Raw genomic sequence first — 19,666 nt, forward strand, 5'->3', positions numbered from 1 at the left:
GGTCACCCCCATGCCCGATTCCAGCCTCCTCGATCAGGTCAAGGACTTCGCCAACCGGCCGAATCCCTATCCGATCTATGCCAAGCTGCGGCAGAACCCGGTCTCGCGCCAGGACGACGGCACCGAGGCGGGCACCTGGGTGGCCTCGACCCACGGCACGATCGCGCGTCTGCTGCAGGACCCGCGGGTCAGTTCCGAGACTCTCCCCCCGGCCGACCGGCCGCGCACCGGCAACCCGCTCACCGATCTGATCGTCAAGCCACTCAAGGACTGGATGATGGACCGGCACCGGGTCTTCATCTTCCGCGACCCGCCCGACCACGACGCCCTGCGCTCGGCCGTGATGCATCAGTTCAGCCAGGAGCGTGTGCAGGCGATGCGCGCCCGTTCGGACAAGCTGGTGGCCGACCTGCTCGACGGGAAGCGCGACGCCCGGGAGATCGACGCGGTCGACGACCTCGCCTACCCGCTCCCCGTGACGGTGATCTGCGAGTTGTTCGGCGTGCCCCGGGAGGACGAGCCGAAGTTCCACGGCTGGGCGACGCAGCTCGCCACCGCGCTGGAGCCCGACAGCCTGTTCGATCCCGAGATCCGCGCCAAGAACAGCCGGACCTTCGACGCGATCGGCGGCTACATGGGCGACCTGATCAAGGAGAAGCGCAAGCACCCGCAGGACGACATGCTCTCGGGGCTCGCCAACCACGCCACCCCGGCGGGGGTGAAGATGGGCGATTACGACCTGATCGCCACCTCGATCCTGATGCTGGTGGCCGGCCACGAGACCACCGTGAACCTGATCACCAACGGTCTGCTCACCCTGCTGCGCCATCCCGACGAGCTGGAGCGGCTGCGCCAGGACCCGATGCGGGCGCCGCGGCTGATCGAGGAATTGCTGCGCTACGAGCCGCCTGTGCAGTTCCGGACCCGCCGGACGCTCGCGGCCATCGACATCGCGGGGGTGACGATCCCCGAGGGCGCCGATCTCGTGCTGCTGCTCGCCGCCGGCAACCGCGACGAATCCGTGTTCCCGGACCCGGACCGGTTCGATCCGGACCGGACCGGCACCCGCCATCTCGGCTTCGGCGGCAGCCTGCATTACTGCGTCGGCGCGCCGCTCGCCCGGTTCGAGGCCGAGGCGGCGCTCACCGCGCTCGCCCGCCGGCTCAAGGCGCCGCGCCTGATCGCGGATCCGCCGCCTTACCGGCAGGGCGCTGCCTTGCGCGGGCCGGAGAACCTGCGTGTGGCGATCGACGGGATCGTGTGAGGGGCGCGCAGCCGGTTCGGGCTCAGGCTTGGCTCAGATCGTGATCTCCACCGGCGTCCCGTCCGGCATGGCGACGACCGCCTCGTAGAAGCCGTCGCCGGTCCGCCGGGGCGGCGAGACGAGGCATCCCCCCGCCGCGCAGCGCGCGGCCAATGCGTCCACCGCCGCGATGCAGCCCAGCGAGACAGCCACGTGCGCCCAGCCGATGCGCTCCGGTGCCGACTCGTCCTCGACCCAGGGGCCGGTCATCAGTTCGATATGGGCGCCCGGTCCGGGCAGCGTCACGAACCGCGACACGAATCCCGGGCGACGCCGGCTGTGATACGCCGCGCCGACCTCCGCCCCGAAAGTGTCCCGCCAGAACGCGGCGGCCGCGTCGAGGTCCCGCGTCCACAAGGCCACATGGGCGAAGCGCATCGATCGATCTCTCAGGGGACGGGGCCTATCCGCCCCGTCCCGGACTAGGCTGATTCGAAGCGTCTCCGGTCCGGCTCGCGCTGTCCACCACTCCTGGGTTGAGGCCGCTCAGGCGGCCCTGACGGCGGCCAGGAAAGTCGAGACCTCCTGCCCGAGGCGCTCCGAGTAGCGCGCCAATTCCTGCGCGGCGCTCAGCACCTGCCCGGAGGCAGCCCCGGTCTCGCCGGCGGCCTTGTGCACGTCGGCGATGTCTTCGCTCACCGCCTGGGTACCCTGAGCGGCCTGCGCAACGTTCCGGACGATCTCGCTGGTCGCCGCACCCTGCTGCTCCATGCCGGCGGCCACGCTCAGCGCGACCGTGCGCATCGCGTCGATCGTGCCGCCGATCGCCCGCATGGAGTCGACCGCGTGCCGCGTCTCGCCCTGGATCGCGGCGATCTGGCTGGCGATCGTCTCGGTCGCCTTGGCGGTCTGGCTGGCCAGCGCCTTCACCTCGCCCGCCACCACGGCAAAGCCCTTGCCGGCCTCGCCGGCCCGGGCCGCCTCGATGGTCGCGTTGAGGGCGAGCAGGTTGGTCTGGCCGGCGATTCCCGCGATCAGACCCATCACCTCGCTGATCTGCTCGGTCCCCTGGGCCAGGACCTGCATGAGTTCGTTGGTCCGGGCGACGTCGGTGCTGGCCCGGTCGGCCATCAGCGAGGATTGGGCGACCCGGGCCGCGATCTCCTGGATCGAGGCCGACATCTCCTCGCTGGCGGCCGCCACCGTCTGGACGTTGCTCGACGTCTGCTCGGAGGCCGCGCTCACGCGCACCGACTGCTCGGTGGTGCGGGCGGCGGTGCGCGTCATCTCCCGGGCGGTGGCCTCCATCTCCACCGCGGCGGAGCCCAGGCCCTGCGTGAGCGCGCTCACCTGGGCGTCGAACCGGGCGGTGACGGCGTCCAGCACCTGGGCGCGGCGCATCTTGGCCTCGTTCTCGGTCACGGCGGCGGCGTCGGCCGCGCGCTTGGCGATCAGCGCGTCCTTGAACACCTGTACGGCGCGGGCCATCGCGCCCACCTCGTCGCCGCGCTGCTGGTCCGCGACCGGCACGGCGAGATCGCCGTCGGCGAGGCCGCGCATCGCGGCGGTCAGGCGCAGGATCGGGCGCGACAGGCTGTTGCCGATGAGCAGAAGCAGCACCACGACCGGCAGGGCGAGGCCGACGGACCAGAGCGCGATCGTGGTCGCACGGCTGCGCACGTCCGCGTAGACGTCGTCGCGATAGAGGCCGGTGGCGATGATCCAGCCCCAGGGCTTGAACATCTGCACGCTCGCGATCTTCTCGACCGGCTCGGCCCCGCCAGGGCGCGGCTTCATGTAATTCACGATGCCCGAGCCGTCGCGCGTGGCGGTCTCGACCATCTCGGCGAAGTAGCGCTTGCCGCCGGGGATGTCGGTCTGATCCAGGACCTGCTTGCCGACGTTCTTGGCGTTGAAGGCGTTGGCGATCAGTTTCCCGTCGGAGGCGAGGACGAAGAAGTAATCCTCCTTGCCGAAGCGCAGGGCGCTGATCGCCGCCAGCGCGGCCTGCCGGGCCGCCTCGGTGGGCATCTGGCCGGATTTCGCCAGCGCCTCGTAGTGGACGACGAGGCTCTGGGCCACCTCGGAGAGACGGCGCGTCATCAGCTCACGGTCCTCCAGCGCCGAGGACCGGATGTCGAGGACGCTGAGGGTGCTCAGGGCGCCCATGGCCACGACGACCAGGGCCATCACCGCCGCAAGCTTGTGGCGCAGCTTGAGGTTCGCGAGGCGCTGCCAGGGCGCGATGCGGCCGGCGGAATTCGGGTCTGTCTGCGTGGAGATCATCCGGGCACCGAAACGAGGACGGCGATGGCCGTCGGAACGCCCGCGTCGAATCGGACCAGGGCTGCCGATGCGCTGAGCCGGGCCAGAATCGGTTATTCAGGTTAGTAAATGGCAAACATTCGCGCTGGATCGCTGCGGCTCCGGAGCGTGAATCGGCGCGACGATCGATCGATCAGGTTGCTCGCGACGTACTCCCGGTCATCCAGATTTCTAATCCAGATCAAATACCCGCATTGTAGGCATCGTGTGCTTATCGTCCGCTCGTGCCGCGCGCCATGTCCTGTGTCATGCAGTACGGCGTTCAGTCCTCCACCCGGTAATCGATCGGCTTGAAGCTGCCGTTGTTCGATTGCAGGGCCGAGCAGGCGGTCAGTCCGATGATCAGGTCGGTCTCGGCCACGAACACGATCCGGTCCCCGGCCCGGCTGAGCGGCGGCGCTACGGTCAGCGCTCCTGTCGCGCCGTCGATCGGCACGTTCATGAAGCAGTTGAACGCCACCGGGATCGCGTCCGGCGCGATGCCGTAGGGCGCGAGCGCCGCAGCGAGGTTGCCGAAGCAGCCCCGATGCGGGTCGGTATCGCCGTAGATGATCCGGAAGGTGTCGGCCGAGCACGGGGTCAGCAGGAAATCGTGCCGCCCCACCGTGTCCTCGACGATGCGCAGCAGAACGTTCGAGCGGTTCGAGTAGAGCGGGTCGCCGGTGGTGAGATAGATCCGGCTGGCATAGTCGAGGGTCCGCCCGGACGAGATCACCTCGCCCGTGTCGTGGCGGTTATAGGCCACGAGGTCGGCCACCTGCTCGCCGTCCGGGTCGATCACCGTGAGGCGCTGGCCCCGGTCCAGGGCGAAGGCGACGCCCGAGCGCGGCGCGATCCGCTGCACCGCCGCCTGATCCATGCTGGCTCCGCTCACGCCGTGATCTCCCGCCCGTTCATCTTCGCGCCAAGTGCTTGCCCGCGCCAAGCGCCCGGCTCACGCCCCGGTTCCCGGCAGGGAGTGGTCCAGGGGCAGGGCGAGCGGATGCCAAGCCGTCTCGGGCTTTGCCGCATCGGGCTTCTGCTCCGGACGGGCCTGGAGCGGGCAGCGCCACTCCGGCCCGACCACGCGGCCACTGTACTGGCGGGCCTCCGAGGCCTCGCCGTGGCGCGCCAGCATCGGATTCACACTGCCGGCGAGCGCTTGGTCGCGCTCCAGGATCGATGTGCGCAGCTTCTCATAGCGGCCCTCCGCACGCAGGCGCTCGAACTGCGCGTGCAGGTTGAAGACCAGAACCGGCGACGAGAAGCGCCGCGCCGGGCGGCTCGCATTCGGGTGGAGGCCGACCACGAAGAACGCCTCCCCGCCGAAGCTCAAGGAGAAATGCGGGTTGTCGGGATCGTCCGCCACGCGGGCATCGTGCGGCTGGCCGAGCCACGCATCCTTGTCGGTGAGCGATTGCGCCCGGGCCCAAAGGTTCCGCTCGAACGCCTCCTCGGAGAGATCGCCGGGGCCCTCGAACACCACCGCGAAGCTCTGGAACAGGTCGGGGTTCAGCCGGTAGCGCGCCACGAAGGCGAGCAAGGCGGGATAGATTCGCATGTCGTCCCAGCCCGAGGCGATATCCCGGGCCACCACGATCGTCATCCGGCCGCGCGACAGCGCCGACTTGGCGCCGACGCAGGGAAAGGGCGGGTTGCGAATGAAATCGCGAAAGGCCTCAGCACGGGGGTGCTCGCGGTCGTCGCGGGGAAACTGCATGCGGTCCGTGCCCATGTTGTGCGCACGCCCGCCTCACGCGGAGGCAGCTTAAGTGCGGGACTCGGGCAACCCGATCGTTCGGGACGTGTTCCGACCTGCGACAGGTCGTCCACAGATTAGGATGAATCGGACGACGTTGCCGTAAGCATTGATCGCCAGCCGGAAAGATTTTCGCCGGCTCGATGAAATCGAGCGCACCTATGTTAAGCCGGCAGCCAACATATGTTGTTCCGGGTGGTGCTTCGCCGTGGTGCGCGGCCGGTCCGTCCCACTGGTGCGCTGTACCGGAATGCGAGCCTTCAGCCGCGGCCCGAAATCCGCATCGCGCGGCGCTCCGCCGCTGCATCCCCGAAGGCCTCGAACAGCGCCCGGTTGATCGGATTGGTGGCGGGGTCGTGCTCGGCGTGCCACTGCACCCCGAGGGCGAAGCCTGCCGCGTCGCGGATCCGGATCGCCTCGATCGTCCTGTCTTCGGCCACGCCTTCGATCACCACGCGCGCACCGGGCTCGAGGATGCCCTGTCCGTGCAGGGAGTTCACCCGGATCGTCTCGCGCTCCAACAATCGCGCGAACGCGCCGCCGGGCGTCAGACTGACCTCGTGGCGGTCGGCGAAGACCACCTCCAGGTCCGGATGGATCTCGCCATTCTCCAGGCGCGGCATCCGGTGGTTGAGGCGGCCGGGGAGATTGCGGATCTCGGGGTGCAGGCTGCCGCCGAAGGCGACGTTCATCTCCTGGAAGCCGCGGCAGATGCCGAACACCGGCACGCCGCGGGCCACGCAGGCCTCGATCAGCGGCAGCGCCACGGCATCGCGGGCCTCGTCGTAGGGCTCGTGCGCCGCGCAGGGCTCGGCCCCGAACCGGGTCGGGTGGACGTTGGCCCGGCCCCCCGTGAGCAGGATGCCGTCCACCGTGTCGAGGAGGTCGCCGAGATCGGTCATCGCCGGGGCGGCGGCGAACATCAGCGGCAGGGCGCCCGCCACGTTGGCCAGGGCGCGCATGTTGTTCTCGCCGACGATCTGCGCCGGGAACCGGTTGTCGATCAGACGCGCATTGCCGATGACGCCGATCACGGGTCTCGCCATCGTTCCGGGGGCTCCTCACTTCGTATCCGGCGGGCTATGGGCCGCGCCAGGCTCTACGGCTCAGGCAAGGCCGGCGCCAGTCCCGCGTGTCTGCCCAAAGTACTCCTTCGGGGGCCGCGATGCGTGCGCCTCAGAGCGTGCGGTCGATCCGGCCCTCTGCCGCCAGGAAGAGCGGCCGGATTGCGGCCCGGATGCGGTTCATGAAGCCGGGCCCGAATGCACCGCGCGGCGCTTGATTGGGATCGACGTGAAACGACCGCTCCGCCATGTCGTAGTTGTACTCGCTGACCGTGATCCACCCACGCTTCAGCGTGGAGAGGCCAGCCCGGCGCAATTCGAGCATCGGGATTTCGAGAGCGGTCTGCTCCGAGGTCGGCGGAGTTCCCGAGATGGCGAGGAGGACCAAGTGTGTGAGGTCCTGAGCCGGATCGGACACGGCAATGGCGAGGCAGACGGGACGGTCCTTCTCGGCATTGTCGCGGCCGGCCGCGTGCTGCCACCGCCATAGGTAGGGGTAGGTGATGACCGACCCGGACAGAAAGGGGCAGGCCACCTTCAGTCCTGCGGGTGCTCGGCCGCTTGGCGATCCAGCTCGGCGACGATCAGAGCCGCGAGATCGGGCGGGGTTTCTCCGGCGGCATAGGCCCGACGCGGATCGCCCTGTGCCGTGAGGCGTCGATACGTGTCGGCCGACAGCACGACCAGGGAAGGCCGACCATGCTTGGTCAGGGTCAGGGGCGCTTGACGAGCCTCGTCATGGTAGCGCCCGAAATGGCGGATGAACTCGGCGGTGGTGACGGAGCGGTCGGCCATGGTCTGAGCGTCCTGATTTATCTGAATTATACAGAAAATCGGCAGCAAAGGCATCCGCCGGCTGCAACACTCCCGGAGGTTCAGAGGGCGCCTGCGCACAAATCACACGATCCCGAACGTCCGCGCCTCCGCGCGAAAAACCTCCGCCACGCGCTCCGGCGCCTCCTCGTGGGCGAGGTGGCCGAGGCCGCGGATCAGCGCCACCCGGGCGTCGGGAAGGCGGTCGCGTACCCCGAAGGCGGTGTCGGGCCGGATCGCCCGGTCGTCGCCGCCGACGATCAGCAGGGTGCGGGTCTTCAGGTCCGGCAGGGCCCGGTGCAGGCTGTCGAGGTCCCAGTTCGCCATCATGCCCAGCGCCCCGCGGACATGGCCGGACCGGGCGAACAGCCGCCGGTAGAGCTCGACCCCCTGCGGATCGAGGCGCGAGCCGGTCCCCTCGATCAGCCGCTTGGCGGCCGACCGGTCCGCCGTCCAGGCGAAGATTTTTGGGGTGAACGGGTTCAGGAACAGCAGCCGCGCCATGCTGGGGAACAGCAGGCTCGCCGCCCCCGGCAGCGGCGCCAGGGCGCCGTTGAAGGCCGCGAGCAGCCGGGGCGCGATGGCGCCATCGAGGCACATCCGCGCCAGCACGGCCGCGCCCGCGGAATGGCCGGCCGCGATCACCGGCGGCCGGCCGAGCGCCTCCACCAGCCCCGCCACCGCCCGCGCCATCCCGGGCAGCGACAGGTCGGCATCCGGCAGCGGATCCGTGAAGCCGTGGCCCGGCAGGTCCGGGGCGATCACGTAAAAATCCTCGGCGAGCAGGGGCGCCAGACCGCGCCAGGAATGGGTGGCCGCCCCGGTCCCGTGCAGCAGCAGCAGGGCCGGCGCCTCGGGCCGGCCGAACGCCTGGACGTGCCAGCGCAGGCCGGCCGCCTCGACGAAGCGGCTGGCCGCCCGGTGCGGCCAGTCCCGGCCCTCGACCTCCCAGTCCGGACGATCCGCATCGAAGGGATTCAGCACGCTCACGTCTCCCGCACCGCACCAAACCACGCCGCCCGTCGACTGCGTGCGCTATCGTGCAGCCGCGGAAGTATTTCGTAAACCATTGAAATTCCATGCGGTCGCCGCATGCCACCGCTGACCGGAACGCGTTTGTTGCGCTGCGGTAGGACGCGCATAATCCGGTCATACAAGAACAACAGACATCCCCCGACTGCGGAGCAGGCCATGATCCTCTTCACCTCCTCGACCCAGAACATCGCGGCCCCGGCCTCCGGCGGCTGGAACCTCCGCGCCATCGTCCGCGACATGCTGAACGCGTGGCTCGCTCACCACCAGCGCGTGGCCGATATCGGCGGCGCCGGCCACCTCTGAGCCACACGGCGCTCAGAGCGCCGCCCGCACCGCCGCGCTGAGCTGTCCGGCCTCGGCGCGCGGCAATTTCAGATAGCGGGCGCCCATCGCGTCCGCGACCGCCCGGCTCTCCTCGCCCCGGCTCCCGGTATCGACCACGAGGGCCGGTAGATTGGCGGCCCGCAAGGCCCGGGCCGCCTGCAGCGCCTCCGCGCCGGCCCGGGCACGACCGCCCTCCCCCGAGCGCGCGACATTGGCGCGCCCGTCGGTCAGCAGCACGATCGCCGGCCGGCTGCCGCCCCGGCGCACGCCCAGAGCCACCGCCACCGCCGCGTCGATGCCGGCGGCCAGCGGCGTTCCGCCCCCGCCCGGCAATCCCGACAGACTGCGCTTGGCCCGGGTGAGCGAGCGGGTCGGCGGCAGGACCAACTCCGCGCCGGTGCCGCGGAACGCCACCAGCGCCACCCGATCGCGCCGGACATAGGCTTCGGCCAGCAGCAGCTCGACCGCGCCCTTGGCCTCGGCCAGCCGCTCCAGGGCGGCCGAGCCCGAGGCATCGACGCAGAACACCGTGGTGGTCTCGGTCCGCTGCCGCAGGATCCGGATCCGCAGGTCGTCGCGCCGGACCACGATGCGGCGCGTCTCCCCCCGCGCCGCGCCCTCGGCCTGGCGGACGGCTTGCCAGGGCGCCGCCGCCCGCAGGGTGCCGAGCAGATCGAGGCGACCCCGCCGCGGATCGCCCCGCCGGCTGCCGACCGGCCGGCCGGTCCGGGACGCCGCCGCCTGACCGACCCGGCCTGCTTTCGCGGCCGCGAGCGGGTGTCGACCCGCCAGAAGCTGATCGAGCAGGTTCGGCGGGATGGCGGCACGCACCGCCTCCAGCACGACATCGTCCGGCGCGCCCTCGGCGGCGGGCTCGACCGCATCGTCCGGCGGGGGCTCCGCGCGCGGCTCCTCCGGCGGCGCTTGATTCTCCGGGGCCGGCTGCTCCGGGGCCGGCTCCTCCGGGGCGGGCAGGCGCGTGGCGCGGGGCGCCAGGACGAGGCGCGCGGCCGTGACGATATCCGGCCGGCCGATCGGCCTGTCCCCCGCGAGCCTGCGCGCCACGCGCGCCGCCAGGATCGGGCCGCGCAGCGACGCGACGCCGAAGGCCTCGGCCAGGGCGCAGAGATCGCCGACCGGATCGGGGGCCTCGGGGCCGGGCTCCGGATCCGGGGGATCGGCCTGGAGGGCCGCAAGCCCGATCCCGCTCAGGTCGATCCGGAAGGCGAGACGGTCGGCCAGGGGCTCGGCGACGGTCTCGTCCCCCGCGCCCTCGTCGAGGAGGATCAGGCCGAACCGGGCCGGTCGGTCCGAGGCAGCCCCGGTGTCGAGGGCGGCCGCGAGGTGCGACGCCGTGCCGGTCGGCAGGCGCTCGGCCATCGGCACCACGACGATCCCGCCATCGGCCTCCGCCAGCAGGCCGGCCCGGGCGACGGGGCGGCCCGCCGCCAGGGTCGCGGCGAGGTCGAGCCCGCCGAGCAGGGCGTCGTCGCCGATGCCGGGCGGCAGGCGGCGCCAGGGGGTTCCGGGGGGGAGCGCGGCACGCAAGGCGTCGAGCCAGCGCTCGCGGACCGGGCCGGGGGCCGCGCGCAGGATCGCGCCGCCGAAGGCGGCCGGGTCGGCGGCGATCAGGCACGCGGCGCGGTGAGCGTCGGCCCAGGGATTGTGCGCCTTCTCTCCCCCCTCTGCAGCGTTACGATGGTCACGCATTGGCTTGAGCGGGGCGTAGCGGGCGCCCTATCCCGAGCCGGCTACGAAGGTGACACGTGTTTATCGGACCGCAACGCAGGCGACGGAGCGCCACAGGCCCCCTCTCCCGAGCGGGAGAGGGTTGGGGTGAGGGATGAGAAAGTTCAGACTTGAGCGCGCCACGCACGCGCCGGAAGGGTGCGCTTCGCTCGGATAGACCTGATCCCTCACCCTGTCCCTCTCCCGCACGGGATAGGGGACCCGCGCTCCGTCCTGAAACGACTCGGCTCAAGCCGCGCGCTAGATTCACGCGCGTTTCAAAGATGCGCGGCGCGCCCGTCACAAAAAAACCTCCGCCAGCGCCCGCTCCACCCGGACGGTGGAGCCGGATTCGTCGAGCGGGTTGCGGCGCAGGCGGTGGCGCAGGGCGGCCGGGGCGATGCGGCGGAGGTGATCGTCGGTGACGTCCCCGGCGCCGTCGAGGGCCGCGAGCGCCCGGGCGGTGCGCATCAGGGTCAGCTCGCCGCGCAATCCGTCGGTGCCGAGCGCCACGCAGAGCCGTGCCGCGCGCTCCAGGGCGGCATCCGGAACCGCCACCGTCGGCAGCCGCTCCCGCGCCAGCAGGATTTTTTTCTGGATTTTTCGCTCCTCGCCGGCGCGCGCGGCGCAGAACCCCGCCGGGTCGCGCTCGTAGGCGTCGCGGGCGCGCACCACCGCGACGCGGGTCGGGATGTCCTTCGGGGTCACGACCTCGCAGGCGAGCCCGAACCGGTCGAGGAGCTGCGGGCGCAACTCGCCCTCCTCCGGGTTGCCGGACCCGACCAGCACGAACCGCGCCGGGTGACGCAGGGACAGCCCCTCGCGCTCGACGGTGTTGATGCCGGAGGCCGCCACGTCGAGCAGCAGGTCCACGAGGTGGTCCTCCAGCAGGTTCACCTCGTCGATATACAGGAACCCGCGGTTGGCGCGGGCGAGCAGCCCCGGCTCGAACGCCTTCACGCCGGCGCCGAGCGCCCGCTCCAGATCGAGGGTGCCGACCACCCGGTCCTCGGTGGCGCCGAGGGGCAGGTCCACCACCGGCACCGGCTTTTTGTGACTTTTGCGCGGGCCTCCTTCCGCACAGTGCGGGCAGGATTCCGCCGGGCTGTCGGGATCGCAATTGTACGGGCATCCGATGACCGCCCGCATCGGCGGCAGCAGGGCGGCGAGCGCCCGGATCGCCGTGGACTTGCCGGTGCCGCGGTCGCCAAAGACCAGCACGCCGCCGATGGACGGGTCCACCGCCGCGATCAGCAGCGCCTGGCGCATCTCGTCCTGGCCGACGATGGCCGAGAAGGGGAAGGTGGGCACGCAGAACTCGCACTCTGCCCCCTCTCCTCACCCTTGCGGGGAGGAGCCGGAGGTGGGGGTGATCCAGGATTGAGCGGAGCGGTGCCTCCTGCACCACCCCCACCTCTACCCCTTCCCGCAAGGGGGAGGGAAGAGCGTCCTACTCCGCCGCCTTCTGGCGCAGCCCGATCCGCCCCCAGATCGTGGTGAGCGCCGCGACCAGCCGGGCGATGTCGGCATCCGTGTGGAGCGGCGACGGGGTGATCCGCAGGCGCTCGGTGCCGCGGGCCACCGTCGGGTAGTTGATCGGCTGCACGTAGATGCCGAACTCGTCGAGCAGGGTGTCGGAGATTCCCTTGCACAGCACGGGGTCGCAGACCATCACCGGCACGATGTGGCTGTCGTTGGGCATGGTCGGGATGTCGGCGGCCTCCAGGGCCTGCCGGACCTTCGCCACCCGCTCCTGATGCCGGGCGCGCTCGACGCCGCTCGCCTTCAGGTGCCGGATCGACGCCGCCGCGCCCGCCGCCACCGCCGGCGGCAGCGAGGTCGTGAAGATGAAGCCCGAGGCGAAGCTGCGCACGAAGTCGCACAGCTTTTCGGAGGCCGTGATGTAGCCGCCGTGCACGGCGAACGCCTTGCCGAGCGTGCCCTCGATCACGTCGAGCCGGTGGGCGACGCCGTCCCGCTCCGAGATGCCGCCGCCGCGCGCGCCGTAGAGGCCGACCGCGTGGACCTCGTCCAGATAGGTGAGCGCCCCGTGGGCCTCGGCCACGTCGCAGTTCTCCGCGATGGGGGCGATGTCGCCGTCCATCGAGTAGACCGACTCGAAGGCCACCAGCTTCGGCCTGGCCGGATCGACCAGGGCGAGCTTGCGGTTCAGATCCTCCGGGTCGTTATGGCGGAAGATGTGGCGCTCGGCGCGGGAGAACCGGATGCCCTCGATCATCGAGGCGTGGTTCTCGGAATCGGAGAACACCGCGCAGTTCGGCAGGCGCGACGCCAGGGTGCCCAGAGCCGCCCAGTTCGACACGTAGCCGGAGGTGAACAGCAGGGCCGCCTCCTTGCCGTGGAGGTCGGCGAGTTCCTGCTCGAGGAGCACGTGGTAATGGTTGGTGCCCGAGATGTTGCGGGTGCCGCCGGCGCCGGCGCCGCAGCGGTCGATCGCCTCGTGCATCGCCCCGGTGACGGAGGGGTGCTGGCCCATCCCGAGATAATCGTTGGAGCACCAGACCGTCACGGGCCGGGTGCCGCCGGTGTGATGGTGGGTGGCGTGCGGGAAGTTGCCGGCGTGGCGCTCGAGATCGGTGAAGACCCGGTAGCGGCCCTCGCGGTGGAGACCGGCGATCTCAGCCCCGAAGAACTTATCGTAGTCCATGTCGCCTCTCCCCGAATCCCCGGTGCGGGTTGATCCCGCCTGTGGCACCGGATTTCGCACAAGACCAGTTCCAGATTGGTGGACGTGCGACGCCCGGCCGTGATCTCCGAGGGCGTCATTCCGTCGACCGGAACGACGCTCCCTGTTCTTGTGTCCGCATCATCCTGTCTTGTGTCCGCATCATCCTGTTCCGAAAGCCGGAGGCTACCGTTCGGGATGATGCGCGGGCCTACACCCGGTCCCGCGGACGGACCGTCTCCTCCGACGCCCGCGACGGCAGGCTCCAGCGCCACAGCTCCGCGGAAGGGAGCGGCAGCATCAGGAACCAGTGCTCCAGGGTGGCGAGCGCGGTCAGCGTCGCCAGCACGGTGAAGCCGATGAGCTCGTGCTCCAGAAGGTCGGCGCCGAGCGCCGCCCGACCGAGGAGCGCCGCCGCGATGGTCCCGAGGCTCACCGAGACCGGAAACAGCAGGTTCATCGGCTTTCGCGAGAGGTAGCAGGCGAGGTAGCCGAGATGCTCCGGCAGGAACTCGGCGTGGAGGTTGCGCACGCCGAGGAACAGGTTGAGCCGCGCCGAGAGGTTCATCACCACCAGCGTGCCGTAGGTCCACAGGGCGAAGCGGTTGGGGCTGCCCCAGACCAGAGCCAGGATCGCCAGGCCGCCGATCACGATGGCGAATTCGTGCCACAAGCTGGTGGCGAGCGCCGCCAGGAACCGGTCGAACCCCCGCACGCCCGGCGCGCAGGCGACCGGCCGCGGGCCCGACAGGAAGCCCATATAGTAGCTCATCTCCTGCCAGCCCCAGATCGCCAGGGCCGCCGTGAAGGCCGTGTAGGCGCCCGTCGCGCTCGTGTCGGCGGCGCTGGACCGGATCGCCACCAGGGCTGCGGCGAGCAGCAGCGTCGCCCCGGCCATGCTCCACGGATGCGTCCGCCGCGGGGCGTGGTCGAGCAGCAGGATCAGCCCGGTGGAGAACCACCAGAGCAGCACCGCGTAGAGCACCGGGGCGGCGTAGGTCCCCATCCTACCAGACCGGCTGGAGGCGGATATCGGCCGGCAGGGCGTTGGCCTTGACGGGCAAGAGATACAGCCGGACGAAGGTCGCGGCCGCGCGCAGCACCTGCACGCCGTGCTGCACCTTGCCGACGAGCCCGCCCCGGGCCTTCGCGTCGGCGATCGCCCGGGAGCAGGCGAGCAGCCGGTCGAGGCCCGCCTTGAACTTCGGATTGTCGAGGTCGAGTTCCAGCGGGAAGGTCTGGCGGGAGATCTCCGAGGTGATCCGGAACACCTTGAAGTCGTAGTCGCTCGGATCGACGCCCAGCGCCTTGTGGAAGGCCGGCCGGTGATGGTCGCGCACATACATCGTGGCGAAGACCGCGAGCAGGAAGAACCGGATCCAGTAGCGGTTGATGCCGCTGGTCAGCTTCGGGTTGGCGCGCATCAAGAGCGCGAAGGCCTCGCCGTGGCGGAACTCGTCGTTGCACCACAGCTCGAACCACTTGAAGATCGGGTGGATGCGCCGCTCCGGGTGCCGCTCCAGCTCGCGGAAGATCGTGATGTAGCGGGCGTAGCCGATCTTCTCCGACAGATAGGTCGCGTAGAAGATGAACTTCGGCCGGAAGAACGTGTATTTTTTGGACTTGGTCAGGAAGCCCAGATCCACGCCGATGCCGAAATCCTTGAGCGTGTCGTTGATGAAGCCGGCGTGGCGGGCCTCGTCCCGGCTCATGAAGCCGAACAGCTCCTTGATGTCCTTGTTCTTCGCCCGCTTGCGCATCTCGGCGTAGAGCACGCAGCCCGAGAACTCGGCGGTGATCGACGACACCAAGAAGTCCAAAAACTCCTTCCGCAGCTCGGGCTCCATCTGCGACAGGTCGCAGTCGAACTCCGCGTTGCGGGTGAAGTGGCGCTTGTTCGGGTCGGCGCGCAATTCGGCGATGAGCACGTCCCAATCGCGCCGCACCGGCTCGACATTGGTGCGGTCGAGCTCGACGAAATCGGTCGTGTAGAACCGGGGCGACAGGAAGGTCGTCTCCTGGGCCGCCTTGGTCGATTCGTTGACCGGCGCCTTCGGGATCGGCTGGCCGGTGGGGGGCGCGACGGGAGCGTTCACAGCTTCCTCCTTTCGGAGAAGCTGACCTCGTAGAGTTCGGTCAGCTCGAGATGGGCGATGAGCTTGGTCCAGACTCGCTCCAGCGGGCCGGCCCGGGTGATCGTGGCGGTGCGGCGCACGCTGAGGCGCTCGCCATAGGGTACCGCGGTCGGCGCGTCGTGGACCTGGACCTCGTCGCCGGGCTCGATCTCGAAGCCGGCATCGAGAGTCACATGCGCGTGCAGGCTCTCGGGGGTCTGCTCGATCTCGACCGTGCAGGGCACGGTGACGGTGCGGCTGCCGAACAGGCCCATCACCGGGTCTCCGTGGCGGGCGCGCCCGGCGTGGCGGGCGCGGGCATCAGCCGGGCGAAGGCCCCGGCATTGGTCGGCCCGAAGGCTTCGAGCGGCACCCGGCGGCCGGTGGCCTCGTCGGCGAGCGCCAAACGGCCATCGTCGAAGCGGGTCAGGCTGAAGGGCTTTTCCGGCCCGAGACCGTCGCGCTGCCGGGCCTGGGCGAGGCCCCGCAACGTCCCGCGCAGGAAGCCGTCCTCGCCGGGGCGGATCCAGGCGAGGATCTTCTGGTCGGCGACGTTGCGCAGGGCGATCGAGCCGTCGACCTGATCCTCGGCGTGGAATTCGACCTGCGCCACCGGCTTGGCCGGCGGCAGGGCGACGAGGCCGACCCCCTCGCTGCGGCCGATCAGGACCGCCAGCATGGTGAAGCCCATCAGCGCCCCGGCGCCGATCATCAGCAGCGCCGGCGCCGGTCCCGCGGCAGCCCGAACCGGTGATCGGCCGGCGTTCTCCGCCCGCTCGCCCATCGTCCCCTCCCTACTCGGCCGCGACGAGGCGGCCGGCATTCTCGTTCGCCTGACCCAGACGGGCCAGCCGCACCGGCGGCGCGGCGCCGTCGGCATGGGCCGCCAGCGCCTGCGCCAGCAGGGCCGCCGCCGCGTCGGCGTCCGGTACGGAGCGCAGCATGGGCTCAGTCCGCGACAGATGCCAGGGCCGGGCGTGCGGCCAGAGCTGAAGGTAGGCGATCCGCATGCCCAGCCGCAACCGCAGAGGGACGTCTCCGGTGCCATCCGTGAAGGCGCGCAACGCCGCAGTCTCGATCTGGGCGAATGGCAGGTTGTGGGTCACCTGCAGGGCGATGCCGGCCTGCAGCACGACCCGGCGGTTGGTGATCGTGTAGAGCGTCGTCCGGTGGGTCAGCCACGCGAGCAGCCAGAGCAGGGCCATCCCGCCCGCGCCGATCACCAGGGTCGGCAGCACCACCTTCAGCGCCCCCGTGGCCGAGCCCGCCGCAAGGCCGAAGGCCAGGCCGGAGAGGCCGAACCACGCGATCACCAGGCGGGCGTGGAACACCCGAACCAGCAGACCCGTGGTGGTGGGCGCGCCCTGCCACAGGATCCGCTCACCCGCCGGCAGCGGGCCGGGCAGTCCCCGCAGGGTGCCCTCGGGAATGAAGTCGCCGCTCATATCAGGGGCTCCGCCCGGGCCGGCGTGGCGTAGAGCGTGCCGGCGCCGAAGTAGGACATGACCCGCTCCTCCTCCAGGAAGGTGACGCTGTCGGGGTCGCGGGTCTCGGGGATATCGGCGAACTGGCTGGCGAGAAGCGCCTCGGTCTTCACCGTCTTGGTGAAGCCGCCGGCCCGGCAGAACGTCACCGGCATCAGGCGCCGCCCGCCCGTGGGCAGTTCGACCTCGTAGTAGCGCAGCAGCGATTCGCCGCGATCGACCCAGACGTCGCAGACGACGCCCGCCACCGCGTTGTCGGTGCCGAACACAGTCATGCCGATCGGGTTCGGGCCGTCCTCGTGGACGACGAAGTTGGTGGCCACCCGCAGGGGCACGATCCGGATCTCGTTGTCCCAGGTCCGGTCGTGGACGTCGTGCCGGAGCACCCAGGAGCCGGGGCCGACGCCGGCCTGGAGCGAGGATTCGGTCCGCTCATAGGGCGCGCCCGGCCAGGGCTCGACCTTGCGGGCCGGGATGCCGGTCTCGATGTCGTCGCGGCCATGCACGGCCTGGGGGGCGTAGGTGGTCTCGCCGCCGGGCAGGTGGAACGCCTTGGCGCGGGGGATCAGGAACGGATCGACCGACTTGCGGCGCCCAACCGCCTCGTTCTCCAGGGGGTAGCCCTCGCGCCGGTCCTCCCGGCGCAGCCAGAACACCAAGCCGGCAAAGAAGAGGAAGAACGCGTAGAGCACGACCTGGGCGACGTCGACGTAACCTGTAAGTGCGCCGGTTGGCATGGCTGACCTCCCCCGTGTCTCAGGCTGTCCGGCCGGCGAGATTGCCGGTCATCCGATCGCGTGTCTGCGCACGCGCGTCCTCACGCACCAGCGGCCCGAGCGCGAGGAGCGCGGCGAACAGCAGGGCGATCTCGATGTGGTAGACGATGAGGTAGCCGATGGCGGGCTCGTTCATGCCCTCGCCGAGCACCCCCGACTGGGCGATGGCGCCGCCGACATCGCGCACGAGGCCGCTGGCCGCGATCGACAGGCCCGCCGCGGTCGCCTGCACGGCGCCCCAGGCGCCCAGCGCCAGCCCGGTATCCTCGGGGCCGGCGCGGTTCATCGAGGCGGTGAGCGTGCCGTGGGCGAACAGGCCGCCGCCGAGGCCGATCAGGCTGACACCCGCGGCGAACAGGTCGGCCGAGGCCAAGGGCGCGGCGAACACCACCGCCGAGAAGGCCAGGATCCCGATCCCGACGCCGACGCCTGAGACCCGGAACGGGTCACCGCCCCGGTTGAGCCAGCGCGCCGCGATCAGCAGGCCGAGGCCGCCGCCTGCGGCCAGCAGCGCGGTCAGCGCCGTGGTCGCCCCCACGGAGAGGTGCAGGATCTGGCCGCCATAGGGCTCCAGCAAGATGTCCTGCATGGAGAAGCCCGCCGTGCCGAGGCCGATCGCCACGAGGCGGCGCCGGGCGGTGCCCTCCCCGGCATAGGCCCGCCAGGAGGCGTGGAAGTCGCGCTGCGGCGCGTCCCGGTTCCGGCTGGTGTCGCGGGGCTCCTGCTTCCACAGCGCGAAGCCGTTGAGGATGATGGTGACGAGCGCCGCCCCCTGGATCACCTGGATCAGGCGCACCGCGGAAAAGTGCGCCAGGAACAGCCCGAACAGCACCGCGCTCGCCATCATGCCGAACAGGAGCGCGGCACAGAGCAGTGCCACGACCTTCGGGCGGGCATGGGCGGGGGCGAGGTCGGTGGCGAGCGCGAGGCCCACCGTCTGGGTGGTGTGCAGGCCCGCGCCGACCAGCAGGAAGGCGAGCGCCGCCGCGAGGTCGCCGACCCAGAGCGGACCGGTCGTGTCGCCCGACAGGATCAGCAGGGCGAACGGCATGATCGCCAGCCCGCCGAACTGGAGCAGCGTGCCGAACCAGATATAGGGCACCCGCCGCCAGCCCAGGACCGAGCGGTGCGTGTCCGACCGGAAGCCGACCAGCGCCCGCAACGGGGCGAAGACCAGCGGCAGGGCCAGCATCATCGCGACGATCCAGGCCGGAACGCCGAGTTCGACGATCATCACCCGGTTCAGGGTGCCGATCAGCAGCACCGCGGCCATGCCGACGGTGACCTGGAACAGGGCCAGCCGCAGCAGCCGGCCCAGCGGCAGCTCGACCGTGGCGGCATCTGCGAAGGGCAGGATCGCCGGGCCGAGACGCATCAGGGCGCGGGTGAGGTTTTTGGCGGGGCTCATTGCGGCACCCCGGTCGCCGCTGCACCCCCTCCCCCCTCTGCGGGGGAGGGTGGCCCCTGCGTCAGCGGGGGTCGGGTCGGGACGATGTCCCGCAAGGGGGGAGCGCGGCTTCCAGAAGAGTCGCGGCCTTCATGAAGCCTGGGGCCTTTTCCTGTGCCGTCGCTCCCCTCTCCCCCCCTGTTGCGCAGGGTACCCTCCCCCGCAGAGGGGGGAGGGAGAGTGCGCGTCAGCGCCACCGCGTTCGACAGGTAGAAGCCGCTGTTGATCCGGTGACTCTGCGCCCAGACGAAGCCGTCGAGGGCCCGTTCCGAGGAAATCCGCCGCCGCAGCCCACGCTCGGTCACCGGCACGATGGCCGGCGAGCGGTCGCCCCGCGGAAAGAACTGTCCGGCCGCGTGCATCACGGTCAGCAGCGCCGTGCGCGGCGCCACGGTGAACAGGATCGAGCCGTCCGTGCGCGCGCCCAAAGCCGCCAGCGCCCGGGCGATGTCGGCGGCGCGGTAATGGATCAGCGAATCCATCGCCACCACGTGATCGAACCGGCCGAGACCGGGATCGAGCATGTCGCCGACGCGGAAATCGATGCGCCCCGCGCCGGAAATCTCCGGCAGCCGCTCCTGCGCCAGGCCGATCAGCGTGGGCGAGACGTCGATGGCCACCACCTCGGCGCCGCGGCGCGCCGCCTCGACGCTCAGCGCCCCGGTGCCGCAGCCGGCATCGAGCAGGCGCAGGCCGGTCATGTCGGCGGGCAGCCAGGAAAGCAGCGTCGCCCGCATGGCGTCGCGCCCGGCCCGCACCGTGGCGCGGATCCGGCTCACCGGGGCGTCCGAGGTCAGGCGCGACCACGCATCGACCGCGGTGCGGTCGAAGTAGGTGGTCAATTCACCCCGGCGGGCATCGTAGCTGGCGCTGGCCATCGATCGAACCC

At 70.9% G+C, this 19,666-nt stretch carries 21 protein-coding genes; 2 read left to right on the forward strand and 19 right to left on the reverse strand.

Features of this window, described 5'->3' with window-relative positions; genetic code table 11:
- Positions 1-10: 10 nt before the first annotated feature.
- Entirely contained in the window at positions 11-1,264 is a 1,254-nt protein-coding gene (locus tag MKK63_RS06365; protein WP_243999805.1) for a cytochrome P450, read from the forward strand.
- Between the two features lie 33 nt (positions 1,265-1,297).
- Here the strand turns inward: MKK63_RS06365 and MKK63_RS06370 are convergent, their stop codons facing one another.
- From MKK63_RS06370 to bchO, 8 genes are all read right to left on the reverse strand, one after another.
- A complete protein-coding gene (locus MKK63_RS06370; protein ID WP_243999807.1) occupies positions 1,298-1,681 on the reverse strand; it encodes a VOC family protein in 384 nt (127 codons plus the stop codon).
- A gap of 108 nt (positions 1,682-1,789) precedes the next feature.
- The gene (locus MKK63_RS06375; RefSeq protein WP_243999809.1) at positions 1,790-3,529 is read right to left on the reverse strand and encodes a methyl-accepting chemotaxis protein; all 1,740 of its coding nucleotides are present in this window, start codon (positions 3,527-3,529) and stop codon (positions 1,790-1,792) included.
- Positions 3,530-3,830: 301 nt separating this feature from the next.
- Positions 3,831-4,427, reverse strand: a complete 597-nt coding sequence (locus MKK63_RS06380; protein ID WP_243999928.1) for a DUF1989 domain-containing protein — start codon at positions 4,425-4,427, stop codon at positions 3,831-3,833.
- A gap of 75 nt (positions 4,428-4,502) precedes the next feature.
- A complete protein-coding gene (gene gntA / locus MKK63_RS06385) occupies positions 4,503-5,267 on the reverse strand; it encodes a guanitoxin biosynthesis heme-dependent pre-guanitoxin N-hydroxylase GntA (RefSeq protein WP_243999811.1) in 765 nt (254 codons plus the stop codon).
- Positions 5,268-5,566: 299 nt separating this feature from the next.
- Positions 5,567-6,352 (reverse strand): gamma-glutamyl-gamma-aminobutyrate hydrolase family protein, encoded by a 786-nt coding sequence (locus MKK63_RS06390; RefSeq protein ID WP_243999813.1) that lies wholly within the window; start codon positions 6,350-6,352, stop codon positions 5,567-5,569.
- A 130-nt stretch (positions 6,353-6,482) separates the two neighbouring features.
- Positions 6,483-6,905, reverse strand: a complete 423-nt coding sequence (locus tag MKK63_RS06395; RefSeq protein WP_243999815.1) for a hypothetical protein — start codon at positions 6,903-6,905, stop codon at positions 6,483-6,485.
- 2 nt (positions 6,906-6,907) lie between these two features.
- Positions 6,908-7,165 carry a type II toxin-antitoxin system prevent-host-death family antitoxin gene (locus MKK63_RS06400; RefSeq protein WP_243999817.1) on the reverse strand — a complete coding sequence of 86 codons (258 nt, stop codon included), beginning with the start codon at positions 7,163-7,165 and terminating at the stop codon, positions 6,908-6,910.
- A gap of 102 nt (positions 7,166-7,267) precedes the next feature.
- Positions 7,268-8,167: an alpha/beta fold hydrolase BchO gene (bchO, locus tag MKK63_RS06405; protein WP_243999819.1), complete on the reverse strand. Its 900-nt coding sequence runs from the start codon at positions 8,165-8,167 to the stop codon at positions 7,268-7,270.
- A gap of 207 nt (positions 8,168-8,374) precedes the next feature.
- On the opposite strand from bchO, the gene MKK63_RS06410 reads away from it, so the two are divergent.
- On the forward strand, positions 8,375-8,521 hold the full coding sequence (locus MKK63_RS06410; RefSeq protein ID WP_202130569.1) for a hypothetical protein: 147 nt from the start codon (positions 8,375-8,377) through the stop codon (positions 8,519-8,521).
- A 12-nt stretch (positions 8,522-8,533) separates the two neighbouring features.
- Here the strand turns inward: MKK63_RS06410 and MKK63_RS06415 are convergent, their stop codons facing one another.
- From MKK63_RS06415 to bchM, 11 genes are all read right to left on the reverse strand, one after another.
- On the reverse strand, positions 8,534-10,252 hold the full coding sequence (locus MKK63_RS06415; protein WP_243999821.1) for a magnesium chelatase subunit D: 1,719 nt from the start codon (positions 10,250-10,252) through the stop codon (positions 8,534-8,536).
- A 318-nt stretch (positions 10,253-10,570) separates the two neighbouring features.
- Positions 10,571-11,581 carry a magnesium chelatase ATPase subunit I gene (bchI, locus tag MKK63_RS06420; protein WP_243999823.1) on the reverse strand — a complete coding sequence of 337 codons (1,011 nt, stop codon included), beginning with the start codon at positions 11,579-11,581 and terminating at the stop codon, positions 10,571-10,573.
- A 139-nt stretch (positions 11,582-11,720) separates the two neighbouring features.
- Entirely contained in the window at positions 11,721-12,938 is a 1,218-nt protein-coding gene (hemA, locus tag MKK63_RS06425; protein ID WP_243999825.1) for a 5-aminolevulinate synthase, read from the reverse strand.
- 229 nt (positions 12,939-13,167) lie between these two features.
- Positions 13,168-13,962, reverse strand: coding sequence for a putative photosynthetic complex assembly protein PuhE (gene puhE / locus MKK63_RS06430; RefSeq protein ID WP_243999827.1), 795 nt, complete (start codon positions 13,960-13,962; stop codon positions 13,168-13,170).
- Position 13,963: 1 nt separating this feature from the next.
- Complete coding sequence (gene acsF / locus MKK63_RS06435; protein ID WP_243999829.1) at positions 13,964-15,052, reverse strand: magnesium-protoporphyrin IX monomethyl ester (oxidative) cyclase; 1,089 nt, start codon at positions 15,050-15,052, stop codon at positions 13,964-13,966.
- Positions 15,049-15,345 (reverse strand): hypothetical protein, encoded by a 297-nt coding sequence (locus MKK63_RS06440; protein ID WP_243925899.1) that lies wholly within the window; start codon positions 15,343-15,345, stop codon positions 15,049-15,051. The genes acsF and MKK63_RS06440 overlap by 4 nt, the downstream gene beginning before the upstream one ends.
- Positions 15,345-15,854: a photosynthetic complex assembly protein PuhC gene (gene puhC, locus MKK63_RS06445; protein WP_243999831.1), complete on the reverse strand. Its 510-nt coding sequence runs from the start codon at positions 15,852-15,854 to the stop codon at positions 15,345-15,347. The genes MKK63_RS06440 and puhC overlap by 1 nt, the downstream gene beginning before the upstream one ends.
- Before the next feature lie 10 nt (positions 15,855-15,864).
- Positions 15,865-16,515, reverse strand: a complete 651-nt coding sequence (gene puhB, locus MKK63_RS06450) for a photosynthetic complex putative assembly protein PuhB (RefSeq protein ID WP_243999833.1) — start codon at positions 16,513-16,515, stop codon at positions 15,865-15,867.
- The gene (puhA, locus tag MKK63_RS06455; protein ID WP_243999835.1) at positions 16,512-17,291 is read right to left on the reverse strand and encodes a photosynthetic reaction center subunit H; all 780 of its coding nucleotides are present in this window, start codon (positions 17,289-17,291) and stop codon (positions 16,512-16,514) included. The genes puhB and puhA overlap by 4 nt, the downstream gene beginning before the upstream one ends.
- A 19-nt stretch (positions 17,292-17,310) precedes the next feature.
- The gene (locus tag MKK63_RS06460) at positions 17,311-18,738 is read right to left on the reverse strand and encodes a BCD family MFS transporter (protein WP_243999837.1); all 1,428 of its coding nucleotides are present in this window, start codon (positions 18,736-18,738) and stop codon (positions 17,311-17,313) included.
- Complete coding sequence (gene bchM, locus MKK63_RS06465; RefSeq protein WP_243999839.1) at positions 18,735-19,655, reverse strand: magnesium protoporphyrin IX methyltransferase; 921 nt, start codon at positions 19,653-19,655, stop codon at positions 18,735-18,737. Before bchM ends, MKK63_RS06460 begins: the two co-directional genes overlap by 4 nt.
- Between the last annotated feature and the right edge of the window lie 11 nt (positions 19,656-19,666).

It is taken from the genome of Methylobacterium sp. J-088 (assembly GCF_022829295.1).
Lineage (GTDB): Bacteria > Pseudomonadota > Alphaproteobacteria > Rhizobiales > Beijerinckiaceae > Methylobacterium.